Raw genomic sequence first — 17,611 nt, 5'->3', positions numbered from 1 at the left:
CGCGAGACCCGGAGGACAACGTGCGGAGCCGACCCTCACCGCACCTGGCGGGCCCTGATGACCTCACCAGGGCGGCCGCCCTGGCAGACGCCGCGAGCCAGGCGCTGGTCCTGGCCACGAGCGTGGCCAACGACAATTCCGGCGTCTCCGCCGCCCAGCTGCGCGTGCTCGGCGTCGTCGACCAGGCCGGGTCCGTCAACCTGACCCAGCTCGCCGTCGCCCTGCACACGGCCCCCTCGTCGGCCAGCCGCCTGTGCGACCGCCTGGAGGCCGCCGACCTCCTGCGCCGCACCGCCGACGAGCGCGACCGGCGCGAGGTGTGGCTGGTCCTCACCCCGACCGCCCGCCGCCTCCTCGACGGCCTGGGCCGCCAGCGCCAGGAGACGATCGCGGCGGTCCTGCGCCGGATGCCCCCGGACGACCGGGCGGCCCTGCTGCAGGGCCTGTCGGCGTTCGCCCGCGCATCGGGCATCCCCATAGCCGAGGACGACACCGCCGCCGCCCAGGCGAGCTGAACCCGCCCGCCCGCCCCAGTCCCGATCCCTTCGGGGGCGGGCGAGCCTCGGCCGGCGGCCACGCCGCCGCTCGTCGTCGCCGGGGCCGGTGGGCGAAAAGTCCGACACTCCGTGATCGGACTTTTCGGACTTATACCCCGACGGGGGATCCGCCGGATTCAGGGCAGCCCACGACGCGATCGCGCCGGCTCGCGGGCGGACGGGGCGGACGGGGCGGACGGGCGACCGCACCACGCCGACCAGCGCGCGAGCAGACGAGCGGGCAACCGCGCCGCGCCGGTCATCACGCGCGGCCGGACCGGCGACCGCACCACGCCGACCAGCGCGCGAGCGGGCGGGCGGGCAACCGCGCCGCGCCCGCCAGCGCACGAACGGCCGGGCCGCCAGCCGCGCACCGCCACACCGCGCCCGAGTTATCGAATCGCGCACCGCCCGGTATCTCCGGCGAATTCCAGAGCGTCTTGCAATTGCACGTGCGGCCAAGCGCAATCCACGCCGACGAATAACCAAGGCTCATCGGCGAGATTCCGGCCAGCCAACCGGGCCTTTCCCGATCAATACCCCCATAGGGTATTAAAGCGATAAAGCCCCGCGCCCGTCGTCGCCGGATCGTTCGTCACCACCCTGCCCGACTGACCGATTCATCCGGATCCGCCCCTTCTCCGCAGATGCAAATTGCAGATTGGCACGGGTTTGAGCAAATGGATCTTAATCTACGAGGAATTTCACTGATGACAGCGTTGTAATTATGAGAAAGATCCGTGACCGTCCGGCGCCACGGCCCGTTACACAGGCGCGGATCTTCGGTAGATCCGGCCGCGACACGCCGCCGGCATCCGTAGAACCACCAATGCCGGTCATGCAGCCGGCCCTCCGAACGGTGGCCGACCCCTTCGTTACCGGGGTGGTATCCGTGCGTTCTGGGTACCAGCTCACGCTGCGTAGCCGAACTCGGCCCGGTGCCAGTCACACGAACAGCAAAACCGGGCAAAAGGCTTGAATCGATTCCGCGCCCGCATACTCGGCGTTCACTGTAGACGTGCAAGTAATTGATAAGCGTCTATTAGAACAGCGCTCGAATTCGGAAAACGGGGGCTTCTCCACGCCTCAACGCATCGATGCAACTGAATGGGGTACTCCACGAAACGCGCTCTGCGTCCTAAGGTGTTCGAGGTCGGAGCACGATCGATCACGCACGGGAAAGGTGCCGGTCCCAGCACGTCGTAGACCCGCGTCTTCGGGAGTGACGGTGCATACCAGCCACCACGGCGAGACCACGCTTGACAGATTGGCGCACAACGACGCCGCCGAGCGGTTCCTCGGCTCGCCCGGCTGGGCCGCCGCACCGCGGCCCCTGGAGGCGCGGCCGGTCGCGGTCGCCGTCGTGGGCGGTGGGGACCGGCCCGACCTGCCCGCGGTACACCTGGAGCGGCAACGGCTCCTCGAGCACCTGGACGCGGCCGTGGAACACCCGGTCACCCTCGTGTGCGCGCCGACCGGCTGGGGCAAGACCGTCCTCGCCGCCTCGTGGCTGCGGGCCGGACGCGCGCCCGGGCGCACCGCCTACGTGCGCTTCGAGCCCAACTGCGGCGCCGCCGCCTGGCGCCAGCTCACCGCCGCGCTGAACACCGCCGGCATCGCGCTGGACCCGGCCACCTACGCGTGGACCGCCCGGCCGCCGGAGCGCGCCGTGGTGGTCCTCGACGACCTGCACAACGTCACCAACCGCACCGTGCTGCGCCGCGTCGAACGGCTGATGACCCGGCTCGGCGATCGGGTCGGCTTCCTGCTGCTGGCCCGCAGCGAGCCGCCCCTGTCGCTCTACCGCTGGCGGGTCCGCGGCCAGCTCACCGAGCTGCGGGCCGACCACCTCGCGTTCGCACAGGCCGAGATCGCCGGGCTGGCCGAGCGCTTCGAGGTGCGCCTGGCCCGGCACTTCCGGCACTCGCTGTGGCACGTGACCGAGGGCTGGCCGGCCGCGGTCGCCGTGGCGATCTCCGCGATGGTCGGCCGACACGAGCCCGAGCGGGTCGTCACCGACCTGGCCGCCGGGGAGGCCGGGCTCAGCGAACAGGCCGGGCTCACCGAGTACGTGCAGCGGGAGATCCTGGCGCACCTGGACCCGGACGTGTACGACGTCATGCTGCGCTCGTCGATCGTGGAGACGGTCTGCCCGGGCCTGGTCGAGGCACTCTCCGGCAGCCGCAACGGGGCCCGGCAACTGGCCCAGGCGAGCCGGGCCAACGCCCTCGCGACGTTCTACGGCGGCTCCCACTCGTGGTACCGCTACCGCCGCCTGCTGCGCTCGGTCCTGCGCGCCGAGGTCCGCACCACGCTCGCCGCCGAGGAGCGCGGGCTGCACCGCGCGGCCGCCGGCTGGTACGCCGCCAACGGGCTGCCGGGCGACGCCGTCGTCCACGCGGTCCTCGGCGCCGACTGGATCAGCGCCGAGCGATTATTTCTGCAGTACTGGCCGGAGCTCTGCGGGTCGGGGCCGCGCGCGATGGCCACGCGGACCGGCCCGCAGCCGCCGGAGGACATCGCCGAGCGCCCGATGCTCGCCTTCGCGCTGGCGATCTGCTGCCGCGACACCGGCGACGCGGCCGGCATGTCGGCCTTCATCCGCCTCGGCGAGCGCGCGCTGGGCGAGGCCCCGGCCCCGCTGCCGGCCGAGATCCTGGCCGGCATGCGCCTGGCCGAGGCGATCACGGCCGAGGACCCGGACCGCTGCGCGGACACGGCCACACGGCTCCTGCTGCGCATCGACGAGGCGGCCGACGAGCACCTCTACGCCGACGCCGCCGACGCCGCCCGGGCCGCCGCGCACCTCTCCCTCGCCGGCGCGGCGATCGCCGACGACGCGATCGACGCCACCGACGCGGCCCTCGACCTGGGCACGGCACTGGCCCGCAAGTCCGGCTTCACCCTGCTCGTCATCCAGGCCAACCGGCAGCAGGCGCTGGTCCACCTGCAGCGGGGCCGGCTCACGGCCGCGGCCGCGTGCGCGCGCCGGGTGCTCGACAGCAGCCGGGACGCCGGGATCGGCGAGTCGCGCAACATCAGCTACGCCCGGCTCGTGCTCGCCGCGGTCTGCCGGATACGCGGGCAGCTCGACGAGGCCCGCTTCCACCTGGACGAGAGCATCACCGCGGAGGCGCCACCCGAGCCGCACGGCTGGATCAGCGGCGTCCTCAGCCTCGCCCAGCTGCTGTTCGCCGCGGGCGACCGGGCCGGGGCGGCCGAGGCGCTGGAGCCGCTGCTGTACGACCGGCTCGGCACCATGCCGCCGCTGGCCGAGATCTCCGCCCGGGTCCTGCACGCCGACCTGTGCCTGGCCGAGGGGCGGCCCGAGCGGGCGTGGGCGATCCTCGACGAGCTCGACCCGCTGCGCCCCGGCCACCCGGCGGTGGTGTTGTCCCGGGCCCGGATCGCCCTGGCCAAGGACCGCCCGGAAGTGGCGGCCTCCGTGCTGGAGACGATGCTCACCACACCGCCGCCCTCGCTGGTGGTGGGGGTGGCGGCGGGGGTACTGCTCGCGAACGCCCGGCACCGCCTCAGCGACATCGCCGGCGCCACCGAGCAGCTCGACCTGGCCCTGCGACTGGCCGCACCCGAGGGCATCCGCCTGCCGTTCCTCGGCAACGGCCGGTGGATCGCGCAGCTGCTGGAGGGCCCCCGGCCCGCCCGGTCCAGCCCCGAGCCGGCGACGGCCGAGGCCGAGCCACCGGTCCCCGACATGTTCGCGGTGGCCGCCGAGCAGATGGCCGACCCGCTCACCGAGCGGGAGACCCTCGTGTTGCAGTACCTCCGCAGCATGTTGTCCATCGCCGAGATCGCCGCCGTCCTGAGCGTCTCGGCCAACACGGTGAAGACCCACGTGCGGCACGTGTACCGCAAACTGGGCGTGAGCCGCCGCCGCGACGCCGTGCGACGAGGCCGCGAACTCAGTCTCATATGACCCCTCACCCGGTGCAGGCGAGTCGCCCGCCCCGGGGGCGGGGACAGGATAACCGGCATGGCTATCGGTTTGCGGGACCAGGTCAACGGCGTGCGGGTGGGCGTGCGGTACGCCGTCGCGGAGCACGCCGGACCCGTCGGCGGGGACTGGTACCTCAGCACGCCCCTGCCCGGCGGCGACGTGATGCTGGCCGTCGGCGACGTGATGGGCCACGGCCGCGCCGCCGCCGCCACGATGCTGCGGCTGCGGGCCGCGATGACCCGGCTGGCGCTGGCCGGCGACGAGCCCGGGACGATCCTGGCCGCACTCAACCGCATGCTGTGCCGCCGCTCCGCGACCACGCTCGCGACCGCCGTGTGCGGCCGGTTCCGCCCCGCCGACCACTCGCTGACCTGGTCCCGGGCCGGTCACCTGCCGATCCTGCGGGCCACCGCGGCCGGCGTGACCGCGCTCGACCAGCCCGCCGGCATGGCCCTCGGCGTCGACCCGGCCGCCCGCTACGCCACCGCGCGTGTCGTCGTCGACCCGGGTGACCTGCTGCTGATGTACACCGACGGCGTCGTCGAGCGCCGCGACCGCGCCATCGACCAGGGCGTGCAGGGGCTGGCCGACGACGTGCGGGTGGCCATGCGCGGCTCGGCACCGGGCGAACGCCTGCGCACGGCCCTGGACTGCGCCCGCCGCGACAACCCCGACGACGACGCCTGCCTCCTCGCCGCCGAGCCGGTGTGAGCCCGGCCCTCCGGCAGCTGGCCCTCCCCTTCACCCATCGAGGGTGATCCGCATTCACCCGGCTCGCTCGAATCATGTCCTCAGGCACGACACGTTGCCGACTGAGGCAGGCGCCGAGGTCCGGGAGCGGGGAGGCCGGAGGGTCCACCCACGTCCGCGGGAGGGATCAGCCGGCACCCCGCCCCCGGCGGAGGGGTCTGCGCCGGTGTCCGGCCCCGCGGGCGGCGGGGCCGGGCGCCACATGTCGGGCCTGTTCCGGGGGGAACAAAGGGAAACAACGGGGGGATATAGGCCGTGCCGGTCTTCGGTTTGTCGACCGGGGCCGGCACGGCCTCACCTGTGTTGACCGCCCAATCGACGTCTACCGCCATTTGTGATCAGGGAGAAGACAGGCGCATGCGGGTGAAGGAATTTCGGACGTTCGGCACATCGCTGCTCACGCTGGTGGGCGCGCTGAACGTCGCGCAGGGGCTGCTGGTGGCCTACGCCGGCGACGCGGTCGGGTTCAACCGCAACGACGTGGCGTTCACGAGTGCCGGCACCTGGGCCGTGGCCACGGTGACGCTGGGCGTGCTGCTCGTCGCCACCGGCCTGGCCCTGCGCGCGCGGCGCCCGAGCGCGAAGGCCGCGACCGTGGCCGTCGTGGCGCTGCACGCGATCTCGCAGCTGGCCATGCTGCGGGCCTATCCCGCATGGTCACTGCTGATGGTCACGCTGGACGTGATCCTCCTGTTCATCCTCACGGTACCGCGGGGAAGCGTCGTCGCCGCCGACGACGCCGACGAGCCCCAGCCGGCCCGCCCCGCTCCCCCGGCCCGCATGGGCCCGGCGGCCCGCGCGGCGAAGCTGACCCTGCGGCGCAACAGCCGCTCGGACGCGTACCACGGCCGCCACAAGGCCGGCGGCCGCACGCACGTGCGCCACAGCGTCTCCCGCGACGACATCATCACCATCGACCTCCTCCCACCCGAGGTCGTCGCCGCCTCCCAGGACGACACGGTGGTCGTCACCGCCTCCGTCGGCGCCCCGATGAACGCCGCCCTGGCCCAGGAGACGATCGAGGCCGAACTCGTCGGCGACACCCCGACGGTCTGGGTCCGCGCCGTCGGCCAGGCCACCGTCCCGACCGACGCCCACGTCCCGGTGCAGCGCTCGTCCCTGGAGTCCCTCGACCCGCTGATCGACCCGCTCCCGCTGGTCCTGGCCGAGGAGGCCGCAATCGCCGCCGAAGCCGTGTACGACAACGATGAGTCCGGCGAACTGGCCGCGATCGGCGCCCGGCCGTACGTCAACCTGCACCGCTAGACGACCCGACCCCGCCGGAAGCGGCGGCGGCCTCCTCACAAGGGAGACCGCCGCCGCTTCGCTTTTCCGCCGGCGGGCTGGCTCTTCGAGCTTCGTCCCGCTCAATGTGCGAACTGCGTCCCCGCTCGGCGCGGGAGGTCCGTCCTGATCGGCGTTGAAAGTCCGGAATGTCCAACACTCCGTGATCGGACATTCCGCCTTTATACCCTGTCGCCGGATAAATCCGATAAGTCGAGCGAAGCGCGGCGCGGAGCGCCCGACTTATCGGCGTAACACGGAGCGCCCGACTTACCGGGCATGCAAAAGGAGCGCGACCCGGGCTGGGGTCGCGCTCCTAATGCGGCCGTCTACAGCAGGTTGAGTTCACGAGCGCGCTCGATCACCTCCCGCCGGCGGCCAACGCCGAGTTTGCGGTAGATGTTCTTCATGTGCGTCTTCACGGTGTTCACGGAGACGTAGAGCATCGAGGCGATCTCGCCGGCGGAGAGGGTGCCCTGCAGGTACCGCAGCACCGCCAGTTCGCGCTCGGTCAGCGGCTCGGCCAGTTCGCCCGCCGCGGCCGGAGTGCGGCCGAAGCCGGTGAGCTCCTGGGCGATGTCCTCGGCCAGGCCGCGGTAGCCGCTGCCGGCCGGCAGGTACGTCACCAGTAGCTCCTTCACCGGCTGGCCGCCGGCTATGAAGGGCCAGCGGATCGACTCGTCGTCGGCGTGGCGCAGGGCCTGTTCCAGCGCCCGGCCGGCCTTGGAGCGGTCGCCCAGGGCGCGCAGGGCGCGGGCGCTGGTGAGGTTCGCGTCGACGGTCCACACGAGCGAGCCGGTGGTCGGCTCCAGGTAGGGCTGGACCGCCCCCAGCGCCGCCGCCGGTCGCCGTTCGGCCAGGTGGGCCTTGGCCCGCACGACGCCGAGCCAGGGTGCGAGCATCTCGACGGGTTCGAGGACCAGCAGCCGTTTCGCGGCTTCCGTGTCGCCCGCCGCGAGCCGGAGCTCGGCCTCGGCCAGGGTCACACAATGCTGCATTCTCGGCGTGTACCGCCAGTCCGCGAGCTGCCGCCGGATGGCCGACAGTTCCGTGCACGCCGCGCGGGCGTCGCCGGCGGCCGCGCGGATGTGGGCCCGGGTCATGGTCGCGACCGCGACCAGCGCCGGGTCGGCCACCCCGCCGCCGTCGAGGGCGCGGTCCAGGTAGTGCTCGGCCGCGCGGACCCGGGCCTGCAGGTAGCAGACCTCGGCCACGGTGAGCTGGGCCCAGACGACGTCGATGCCCTGCGTCCGGCCTTCGCGGTCGGCCAGCGCCAGGGTCTCCTTGCCGTAGCGCAGGGCCGCGGTGAGCCGGCCCCGGGCCGCGTTGAGCTGCGCGAGCTGGCGCAGGGCGGCGAGCTGGGACTGCACCGCCCCGCCCCGGCGGGCCAGGTGCAGCGACTCCTGCAGCGCCGCCTCCGCCGCGCCCAGATCGCCCTGGATCAGCCGCGCGCCCCCGACCGCGACCAGGGCCAGTGCGCGCATCCGAGCGGTGTCCTGGTCGTCCAGGCCGGTGTCGTCGCGCAGGAGCAGTGGCGCTGTCGCCAGTACCAGATCCGGCTTCTGGCTCTGATGGGCCTCGGCCATCCGGAAGCTGTCGACGATCGGGCGCAGGGCGGCCCGGGCCGAGTCCACCAGCGTGTGCTGGGACCGGTCGACCAGGTGCAGGAACGTCTCCGTGCCCTGCGGGTCGCTCGCGTCGAGCCGCTCGGCCGCAAACGCGAGGGCCAGCTTCGGGTCGTTGCGGACCTCCTGCGGCGGCGGCGGGACGAGCTCCTTGATGGTGCGCATCCGCGCGCCCGGCACCAGCTCCTGCCAGCTCGCGGCCAGCAGCTCCGACGCCTGGCCCCAGTTGCGCGCGGCCAGGGCGTGGCGCAGCGCGTCGGCCGCCTGGTCGTGCGCGGCGAACCAGTCGGCGGCCCGCCGGTGCAGCTGCCGTACCTGCTCGGGCCGGCGATGTCGCAGCTCGTCGTAGAGCATCAGGCCGAAGAGCGGGTGGCAGCGGTACATGCCGGCGTTGCCGCTGCCCTGCACCACGAACAGGTTCGAGTGCTCGAGCTGCGCGAGGATGCGGGCGCCGTCGACGCGCCCGGTGAGCGCCTCCACGAGCTCGGCGCTGACCTGGTCGAGTACCGACGTGCAGAGGACGACTTCGCGGACGTCCTCCGGCAGCGTGTCGAAGACCTCGCCCACGAGGTACTCCCCCAGCGCCCGATCCTGCAGCGCGAACCGCGGCACCAGGCTGTCGGGCTCGGGGTGGCCCTGCACCGCGAGCGCGGCCAGCCGCAGCCCGGCGGCCCAGCCCTTCATCACCGCGTGCAGTTCGACGAGGGCCGACTCGGCCAGGCGCACCCCGTGCGCGCCCAGCATCTGCGCCGTCTCGTCGAGCGTGAACCCGAGGGGCCCGGTGCGCAGCTCGCTCAGGGCACCACGGATCCGGAATCGGTACAGCGTGAGCGCCGGATCGGTCCGGCCGGCGATCACGAGCCGCAGGCGGTCACCGGCCTGGGAAAGCAGCGTCTCGAGCTCGCCCCACACCCGGGGCACCGACAGTTCCTGCAGGTCGTCGAGGACCAGGACCACCGGCGGTCCGGCGCGGCGCAGCACGGTGATCAGGGCCTCGAGGGCCTCGCCCTCCTCGGTCTCGGGCCGGTCCCCGGTCGCCTGGGTGACCGCGTCGAGCACGTGCTCCCAAAAGCGTGGGCCGTGGTGTGCCTCGACCGTCAACCACGCCAGCGGCCAGGGTGCTCGCCCGGCCGCCACCCACTCGGCCAGCAGGGTGGTCTTGCCCCACCCCGCCGGAGCGGAAATCAATGTCAAAGGTCCCGCCACGGCGCGATCCAGAGCGTCGAGCAGACGCGGTCGCGGCACGTGATAGCGGGGCGGCTCAGGCACTGCGAAGTGCAGTGCGGGACGGGTGATGGTGTCAACGAGCGTTTTCTGCCCCAACGTATTTCGCCCCCTCCCACCCACCGCAGCACGGCGGATGACCACGGGATTGTGAGGCGACAAAAGGTGATGTCGCCTCACCCGTAGGGGGTGAATACAATACGGACGGTTGTCACCCCGTCTTCGCGAGCTGCCTTCGCACGCACCGGAAACCGACGTGGCAGCTGCCGTTGTCGATCGCCTCGGGCTGGCGGGCGGCGGGGCGGAAGCGGTGGTCATACCCCTGCGAGCAGAGGTAGGAGCCGCCTTTCACCACCCGGCTGCTCCACACCGTAGCCGCCGGGGGCGAGTCGACGCGCGGGTTCTGCGGGATCTCGCCCTCGACCTCGCCGAACCGCGCGTTGCCGGAGCGATAGTAGTCCGACGTCCACTCCCACACGTTCCCGACCACGTCGAACAGGCCGTAGGCGTTGGCCGCGAACGCACCCACCGGGGTCGTGCCGTGCCCGTCCTCGCTGCGGTCCAGCCAGGGGAAGATCCCGTGCCAGACGTTGGCCCGGCCCGGCTCCGGGTCGTCGCCCCAGGGGTACGGCGAGCCGTCCAGCCCGCCGCGCGCCGCGAACTCCCACTCGGCCTCGGTGGGCAGGTCCTTGCCGGCCCACCGGGCGTACGCGGCGGCGTCCTCGTAGGCGACGTGCACCACCGGGTGGGCCGAACGTTTCCGGATGTCCGAGCCGGGCCCGAACGGATGCCGCCAGGACGCGCCGGGCCGCAGCTCCCACCACACCCGCCAGTCGCGCAGCGGCACCGGCCCCGGCGGCTGCACGAACACCATCGAGCCCGGCGGGCTCTCCGTGCCGTCGCGCTCGGAGACCGTCTCGTAGCCGGTCTCCTGCACGAACAGCGCGAACTCCGCATTGGTCACAGGGTGCGAGTCGATCCAGAAGCCGTCGACGGTGACCTTGCGCACCGGCGCCTCTTCCGGATAGAAGCCCTCGGCACCCATGGCAAAGGTGCCACCGGGGATCCAGGCCATCTCCACGAGCGCATTGTGCGAACGAGCACGGGTGACTGGTCCTCACCCACCCCGGGTGAGGCCCCGCGGCCCCCGGGTCCAGGGCCACCCCGGCCGCTGTTCACACGCCGGGGGTGATGCCCGCTCCCCCGCCCGGGCCGAACGATCGCTGGCAAAAGCACCGCGAATCGCAGGTGCGAGGGAGGGAGGTCGCCTCACGAGTTTCGCCGGAACAGGGCCGCGGCGCCTCCTCTCTTGTCCGCCGCGGCCATCCGCGAACCTCGCCAGCGCCTCCCCTGTCGAACCTTCTTGTGGGAGGGAGTCAGAGGCTCATGGCTGACACCGCAACGAGCCGCGTCTGGTCCGGCTGGATCACGTTCGCCGGCGTCCTGCTCGCCGTCCTGGGCGTGCTCAACATCCTCGAAGGCCTGGTCGCCCTGCTGGAGAACCAGGTGGCGTTCATCGACGGCGACAGCCTCGTCGTGGTCGACGTGACCGGTCTGGGCGTGGCGATGACCATCTTCGGCGTCCTGCTGGTCCTGGCCGGCATCGGCCTGCTCGCACGCAACCGCGCCGCCCGCATCGCCGCGATCGTCATCGTGTCGCTGCACGCGATCGCGCAGGTCGGTTGGCTCGGCGCGTACCCGGTCTGGTCCCTGCTGATGATCGCCCTGTCGGTGACCGTCCTCTTCGCGCTGACCGTCCACTGGCCCGCGCCCCTGGCCGCGCCCACGGCGCCGGCCCCGAACGGCGGGGCCCACCGGGCCGACCGCGACCAGCAGTCCCGCGAGGCCGCCTTCCCGATGAACCAGCCCCGCCCGACCCCGGCCCACGTGGCCGACCAGCAGCACACCGCGCCCCGCCCGGCCGAGACACCGGCGGCACCGACGTCCGGCCCGGGCCCGATGAGCCAGCGCTGAGCGAACCGCGCGGCCGCGCGGCGGTGGGGTCAGGATGGTCCGCATGGACGTTCCCGACCCCACCGAGCTGGTCCGGCGCGGATATGACGAACTGTCCGGCCGCTACCGCGGTGACGACGACGCCCCGGCCGAATACACGCCGTGGCTCGCCGAGCTGCAACGCCTCCTCCCGGCCGCGGCCGAGGTCCTCGACCTCGGCTGCGGCTGCGGCGTCCCGGTCGCCAGGACCCTCGCCGGCCACGGCCACAGGGTGACCGGCGTCGACCTCAGCGCCGTCCAGCTCGCCCGCGCCCGCCGCCTCGTGCCCGGGGCGACCTTCCTGCGGGCCGACGCGGCCGAGCTGACGCTCCCCGTCGGCACCTTCGACGCGGTCGTCTGCCTCTACACCCTCATCCACCTGCCGTTGGCGGCCCAGCCCGGATTGCTGCGCCGCATCGCCGCCTGGCTGCGCCCCGGCGGCGTCCTGCTGGCGACGACCGGCGCCGAAGCGTGGACCGGCACCGACGAGCACTGGCTCGGCGGCGCCACCCCGATGTGGTGGAGCCACGCCGACGCGGCCACCTACCGCACCTGGATCACCGAGGCCGGCCTGCACATCGACGCCGAGCGCTTCGTGCCCGAAGGCACCAGCGGCCACCAGCTGTTCCGCGCCCACCGCCCCTGATTAGCACCGCCACCCGGCCGTCAGTCAGCGCTGGTCCGGCGAGCCGGAAGGGAACCGGGCCGGGCCGGGAACCGGGGCCGAAAAGGGAAAGGACGGCGCGGGCCTGGGAGCGCGCCGTCCTTTGTTCTCCGTGGCCGTCGGTGCGGCCGGCCCTACGCGGCCGCTACGGCTCCCCTTCACGATATGCACAGATTCAGATGAGTGGGCGGCCTCCTCCGGAATAGCCGCCCACTCATCTATTTCCCGCCGCCCTCGCTGAAGGCCGGCCGGTGCTCAGGACGCGGGCCGTGTTCACCGCTGACTCCTGGGACCGTTGAGTACCCCCTGCTCAACGGTTTTCACCGAGCGGCCCAGCTGGGTTGGTCGCGCCGGGGACCACCGACGGCGCGACGCCCGCGGCTGGCGGGACCGGACCGGACACAGTGGACGATGCAGCAGTCACCGTCGACCGGCGGTCCGTCGTTCTCCTTGTCACGTAAGCGATTCTGGCCAAGCGGCGAGTGATCCGTCCTCACCCCCCGTGGGTGAAGCACCTGCCGGAAGGCGATCACGCCGACGACAGGTTGGCCATCTCCTTCTCGGCCGTCTCCACCTCGGCCAGCAGCTTGGTGTGTTCGGCGATGAGGGCGTCCAGGAGCCGGCGGGTCACCTGCACGCTGTCGGTGCCGACCGAGCGGGTGGTGGCCAGGAGGTTCTCGGCCGCCTCGCGCTGGCGCCGGCGGCGGGCGTCCCACTGGGCCCGGCGGCCGGCCTCGACCCGGGCCTCCTCGGCGCGGCGCTGGGCCAGGGCCGAGGAGAAGTCGCGCATCGCGTCCTCGGCGTGCCGGCGGGCGTCGGCCAGCATGGCTTCGGCCTGGACCTGGGCGCCGGCCAGGTCCTGCTGGGCCTCGGCCCGCAGGGCGCCGGCCTCCTCCTCGGCCAGCTCGATGATCCGCTGGATGCGCCCGCCGACGGCCTTGGAGGACTCGTCGGCGCAGCGGCACTCCTGGAGCTGGGCGCTGAGGCGTTCGGCCCGGCCCGTGAGCTGCTGCTCACGGTATCGGGCCGCGGCGAGCTCGGTCTCCGCCGTGGTGAGCCGCATCTGCAGCGTGGCGACGTACCGGTCGACCTGGGCGCGATGATAGCCGCGCAGACTCAGCTCGAAACCGTTGCTGGAACTCGAGCTCAGCTCGATCTCGCCGGCTACCGCGCTCATGCTCGCGATCCCCCTTCCGACCGGGGGCCGGTCACCCCCGGGATCGTCCGAAATGACAACGCCCGGTCACGTTGACGGGCGAGCGCGCTAAACGCTGCCGACCGGGGTGGTGACCGCGCGTCATCCGATTCGGGTGAGCCTCCGGCGGCCCGCCCGGCGGTCCAATGGTGTCGATGGAACCGTTGCCACACAAGGGAAATCGCGCCGCGGCGGGCGGGCGGACCACCCGGGCCGGGTGAGGCGCCGCAGCGTGCGCCGATGGTTTGCTCGTCACGTCTGACCCGGATGAAAGACGAGTGGAAAAACCGCGCGCCATCCGCGTCGAGAACACTTGCCGGGAAAGCGATTTCGGGGGGCACGGGTGTCACAAGCGTTGGTACAGCAGGATCGCAGAGGTAACCAGGCGCTGGTCGCGGTGCCGGACCTGCCACCGGGATACGTGCTGCGGGAGCGGGTCGTGGCCCAGCTCGACGCCGCGGTGCGGGCCCCGCTGACGCTGGTCACCGCGCCGGCCGGCTGGGGCAAGACGGCGGCGCTGGTCGCCTGGGCGCGCACGGTCCGCATCGAGGCCGAGCCGCCGGTGGTGCGCTGGGTCACCTCGCACGCCGAGGGCGGCGCCGACGTGCCCGGGCAGCTGCTCGGGGCGCTGTCGGAGCCCGCGGACGCCGTCGGCGGCAAGAGCGACGGCGACAACCTGCTGCGGGTCGTCGACTCGCTGCAGCGCCCGCACGTGGTGGTCGTCGACGACGTGCGCGAGATCAGCGACCCGGACGCCCTGGCGGAGCTCGAGTCCCTGGTCCGGCACGGGACGGGCCGGCTGCGGCTGGTGCTCTCGTGCCGCCGCGATCCGAGCCTGCCGCTGTACCGCTGGCGCGTCGACGGCTCGCTCACGGAGATGCGCACCGGTGACCTGTCGCTGACGATCGCGGAGACGGCCCAGCTGCTCGCGGCGCACGACGTGGCGCTGCCGAGCGCGACGCTGTACGCGCTGCACTCCATCACCGAGGGCTGGCCCGCCGGGGTACGCCTGGCCGCGATGGCCATGCGCGGGCACCCGGAGCCGGAGCGGGTCCTCGACGACGGCGGCCCGTTCAGCAGCGCGGTCGGCGACTTCCTCACCGGCGAGGTGATCGAGCCGCTGCCGGTGGAGACGCGGCGGCTGCTGCTGGAGACCGCGATCGCGCCGCGGCTCAACGCCGGCCTGGTCGAGGCGATCACGGGCCGCGACGACGGCGCCCGCGTCCTCGCGGAGCTCAAAGGCTCCAACGCGTTCCTGACCAGAAACGCGGGACCCGGCGGCTGGTACCGCTTCCACCCGCTCTTCGCCCGGACGCTGCACGCCGAGCTGCTGCGCCGCAGCCCGGAGCGGGTCGCGGAGCTGCACCGGCGGGCGGCCGCCTGGCACGGCACCTACGGCATCCCGGCCGAGGCCCTGCGCCACGCCCTGCTCGCCGAGGACTGGGCGGGTGCGGTCGACACCCTGGAGCGGGCGTGGCCGGACATCGTGGGCGGGGTGCGGTACGACCGCCCACACGAGGCGGCACCGCACGCCCCGGCGGCCGAGGAGGCGACGGACCCCCGCCTGCCCCTCGCGTTCGCGGCCGAGCGGCTGCGGGTCGGCGACCTGGAGGGCACCCGCGACTTCCTGCGCCGCAGCGGCGGCAACCCGCGGGAGCCGATGGTCCGCGCGTTCGCGGCGGCCGAAGCGTGGCTGGGCGGCGACGCCCGGCGCATGCTGGCCGAGGTGTCCGAAATATCGGCAAATAACGATGAAACACGGGCTTTGACACTCCTCGATGAGGGCGAGGCCCGGCTCCGCCTCGGCGAGCTCGGCGCGGCCGGCGCCCCACTGCACGGCGCCCTGGTCCTCGCCCAGCGCTCCGGCATGGCCCAGGCCCAGGTCGCCGCGGCCAGCCGGCTCGCGGTGCTGGAGTCGCTGCGGGGCCGGCTGCGGGCCGCGGCCCGGCTCGGCCGGCAGGCCCTCGTCACCGCCGACCGCTTCGGCATCACCGACGCCAACGACCTGGGCTGGGTGCGGATGGCCCTGGCCGGCGTCTACGGCGAGTGGGACCGCATCGCCGAGGGCGACCGCCTCCTCGACGAGGCCCTCGACCTCGCGGCCGGCGACCCGGACCTGCTGGTGTCGATCGCGACCGTCCGGGCCAAGCTCCGGCACGGCTCCGGCCGCCTCGCCGCCGCCCTCGAGGTGCTGCACACGGCCCGGCGCGAGCTCGGCGGGGCGGCGCTGGCCCCGGCGGTCGAGCGGGCCCTGGCCCTCACCGAGGCCGAGCTGCGGATCAGCGGCGGCGACCTCGGCGCGGCCCGGCGCCTCGTCGCCACCGGCGGCGACCCCGAGGTGTTCGCGGGCTGGGCCGCGTGCGTGGACGCGTCGGCCGCGCTCATCGAGGGCAAGGCCGCGGCCGCGGCGACGACCGCCGCGCAGTATGCCACCCCGTCCGTCGACACCGCGCTGACCTGGACCGTGCAGGCCGCCATCCTCACCAGCCTGGCCGGGCGCACGCTCGGCGACCGCAACCGGGTCCTGCGCGGCCTGGAGGTGGCCCTCGACATCGCCGAGGAGGAGAGCTTCCGCCGCCCGTTCCTGGTCGGCGGCCACCAGGTCCGCGACCTGCTGGCCAACTTCGCGCCGCTGCTGCCGGTCTACCACCCGCTCGCGGCCGAGCTCGCGGCCGGCTCCTCACCGCTGGCCGGCGCCCGCAACGGCGCCGACGCCAACCTGGTCGAGCCGCTGACCGAGCGCGAGCTGACGGTCCTGCGCTACCTGCAGGGCACCATGTCCAACCTGGAGATCGCCTCCACCCTGTACGTCTCCGTCAACACGGTGAAGACGCACGTGAAGAACATCTACCGCAAGCTGCACGCCGGCCGCCGGCGCGAGGCCGTCGAGCGCGCCCGGGAACTGCGCCTCCTGTGAACACCGCGCCCGTCCGGGTCGTGGAGCCGATGCCGGAGCCGGTACTGATCCTGCGCTCCGGCTCCCGGCCCGCCCGCGGGGCCGGGACCGCGACCGCCGCCACCCAGCGCTGCGTGTGGGGAGCGCTGGCGGCGGCGGTCGCCTGGCCCACCCTGGCCGTCGGCGGCGTGGCCCACCCGCAGGCGGCGGCGGTCGCGGTTGGCCTGCTGACCGTTCTGCCGTGGCTGGGTCCACTCCTCGGGGTACTGCTCACAGCCCTGCTGGTGTCGCTGGTCCCGCAGCCCTACGCTCCGCTGCTCGGCCTGGCCGCGGCCGCGGTCGTGACCCTGGCCGCCGCGCCCGCGCAGCACCTGCCCGGCTGGCTCGGCCCGCTCTCCGTCCCGGCCGTCTCCGCCGCGGCCCTCCTCGGCGGCGCGGCCTGGAACGTGTTCGGCGCCCTGCTCGCCATCCTGGCCGCGGGCATCGCCGCCCGCGTCCGCCGGACCCGCACCCGCCCGCGACGGCCCGCGCTGTGACCGGCGGGGCGCGCGACAACGCGACAGCGCGGAGCACCATCGGCCGCGAACACGCGTGGCCGCGGAACGGAAGCCGGCGTTCCCGGGGCCGGCCGTGATCGAGTATCTGCGCGGGTTTCGGGTCGGCGTACTGCGGCGGGGCGGGAGCGCGGTGGAACGCAGCTTGGCCGCCATCGATGACGAAACGGGGTTCGTCCGAGGCACACGCAGTACCCCCGCCGGACCTTTCTGGCCTGTCGACAAATGGGTCCACGCGCTCTATGCACTCGGGCTCATCGCGGCCGCGGCGGTCGCTCTGACCATTCACTGGATCGATCCGCCGGTCGTGCTGCGCGCATTGCTGGCAATGGTTGCCACGGCATTGTTCCTGCTGGTCGGATTGGCATTGGTGCGCACGCCGACACGGCGGGGAAAGGCTTTGCGGCGGTACCTGACCGACCCGCGCGACCGCACGGAGTTCGAGGCGGCCGCGGCCAACGCCGACCGGATCCGGCTCACCTGGCCGGCCCTGGAGCGGCTGGCCGAGCCGGGCGACCCGACGCCGACGCTCGAACGGGCGCTGTGGGACCTGGCCCAGGCCCTGGCCGAGCGGGGTGAGCTGCGGGCCGCGGACCGGGACCTGCGGGCGTCGGTCGGCGATCCGATCGGGGCCGGCAGCCTGTTCAGCGTGGTGACCGACCGGCAGGCCGAGATCGCGCAGCGGCTCACCGACGTCGATGCCGAGGTCCGGCGGCGGGCCGTGCAGCTGCGCACCCTCGCCGGCCTGTGCCAGGACTTCCTCGATCATCGGGCCGCGCAGGGCCGGGCCCGGCTGCGGGTGACGGCGGCGGAGGCGCTGCTCGGGTCGCTGCGCTCGCGGCCGGAGCCGGACCTGGTCGCGCGGACGGAGGTGGTCCTCGCGGCATATCGGGAGCTGGCCGACGAATACACGTGATCGGCTACTCTGCCCGG

General features: G+C 73.5%; 12 protein-coding genes. 9 read left to right on the top strand and 3 right to left on the bottom strand.

Annotated features, from left to right (window positions below; genetic code table 11):
• Positions 1-20: 20 nt before the first annotated feature.
• From ACIA8L_RS03410 to ACIA8L_RS03395, 4 genes are all read left to right on the top strand, one after another.
• Positions 21-515 (top strand): MarR family winged helix-turn-helix transcriptional regulator, encoded by a 495-nt coding sequence (locus ACIA8L_RS03410; protein ID WP_395899935.1) that lies wholly within the window; start codon positions 21-23, stop codon positions 513-515.
• 1,288 nt (positions 516-1,803) lie between these two features.
• On the top strand, positions 1,804-4,473 hold the full coding sequence (locus tag ACIA8L_RS03405) for a LuxR C-terminal-related transcriptional regulator (protein WP_395899933.1): 2,670 nt from the start codon (positions 1,804-1,806) through the stop codon (positions 4,471-4,473).
• Between the two features lie 57 nt (positions 4,474-4,530).
• Positions 4,531-5,205: a PP2C family protein-serine/threonine phosphatase gene (locus tag ACIA8L_RS03400; protein ID WP_395899931.1), complete on the top strand. Its 675-nt coding sequence runs from the start codon at positions 4,531-4,533 to the stop codon at positions 5,203-5,205.
• Positions 5,206-5,601: 396 nt separating this feature from the next.
• On the top strand, positions 5,602-6,510 hold the full coding sequence (locus tag ACIA8L_RS03395; RefSeq protein WP_395899929.1) for a hypothetical protein: 909 nt from the start codon (positions 5,602-5,604) through the stop codon (positions 6,508-6,510).
• A 347-nt stretch (positions 6,511-6,857) separates the two neighbouring features.
• On the opposite strand, the gene ACIA8L_RS03390 is transcribed toward ACIA8L_RS03395, so the two are convergent.
• Positions 6,858-9,695: a LuxR C-terminal-related transcriptional regulator gene (locus ACIA8L_RS03390; RefSeq protein WP_395899927.1), complete on the bottom strand. Its 2,838-nt coding sequence runs from the start codon at positions 9,693-9,695 to the stop codon at positions 6,858-6,860.
• On the bottom strand, positions 9,589-10,452 hold the full coding sequence (locus ACIA8L_RS03385; RefSeq protein ID WP_395901707.1) for a formylglycine-generating enzyme family protein: 864 nt from the start codon (positions 10,450-10,452) through the stop codon (positions 9,589-9,591). The genes ACIA8L_RS03390 and ACIA8L_RS03385 overlap by 107 nt, the downstream gene beginning before the upstream one ends.
• Before the next feature lie 311 nt (positions 10,453-10,763).
• Between ACIA8L_RS03385 and ACIA8L_RS03380 the strand changes: the two genes are divergently transcribed.
• Together ACIA8L_RS03380 and ACIA8L_RS03375 are read left to right on the top strand one after the other, a co-directional pair.
• Positions 10,764-11,351, top strand: a complete 588-nt coding sequence (locus ACIA8L_RS03380; protein ID WP_395899925.1) for a hypothetical protein — start codon at positions 10,764-10,766, stop codon at positions 11,349-11,351.
• 43 nt (positions 11,352-11,394) lie between these two features.
• On the top strand, positions 11,395-12,015 hold the full coding sequence (locus ACIA8L_RS03375) for a class I SAM-dependent methyltransferase (RefSeq protein ID WP_395899923.1): 621 nt from the start codon (positions 11,395-11,397) through the stop codon (positions 12,013-12,015).
• Positions 12,016-12,562: 547 nt separating this feature from the next.
• On the opposite strand, the gene ACIA8L_RS03370 is transcribed toward ACIA8L_RS03375, so the two are convergent.
• Positions 12,563-13,210 carry a DivIVA domain-containing protein gene (locus ACIA8L_RS03370; protein ID WP_395899921.1) on the bottom strand — a complete coding sequence of 216 codons (648 nt, stop codon included), beginning with the start codon at positions 13,208-13,210 and terminating at the stop codon, positions 12,563-12,565.
• Positions 13,211-13,571: 361 nt separating this feature from the next.
• Between ACIA8L_RS03370 and ACIA8L_RS03365 the strand changes: the two genes are divergently transcribed.
• From ACIA8L_RS03365 to ACIA8L_RS03355, 3 genes are all read left to right on the top strand, one after another.
• Complete coding sequence (locus ACIA8L_RS03365; protein ID WP_395899919.1) at positions 13,572-16,145, top strand: LuxR C-terminal-related transcriptional regulator; 2,574 nt, start codon at positions 13,572-13,574, stop codon at positions 16,143-16,145.
• Complete coding sequence (locus ACIA8L_RS03360) at positions 16,142-16,660, top strand: hypothetical protein (protein WP_395899917.1); 519 nt, start codon at positions 16,142-16,144, stop codon at positions 16,658-16,660. Before ACIA8L_RS03365 ends, ACIA8L_RS03360 begins: the two co-directional genes overlap by 4 nt.
• A 418-nt stretch (positions 16,661-17,078) precedes the next feature.
• Positions 17,079-17,594, top strand: a complete 516-nt coding sequence (locus ACIA8L_RS03355) for a hypothetical protein (protein WP_395899915.1) — start codon at positions 17,079-17,081, stop codon at positions 17,592-17,594.
• The last annotated feature ends 17 nt before the right edge of the window (positions 17,595-17,611 follow it).

It is taken from the genome of Dactylosporangium sp. NPDC051541, assembly GCF_044454505.1.
Classification (GTDB): domain Bacteria; phylum Actinomycetota; class Actinomycetes; order Mycobacteriales; family Micromonosporaceae; genus Dactylosporangium.
This window is presented reverse-complemented; position numbering and strand designations above follow the sequence as displayed.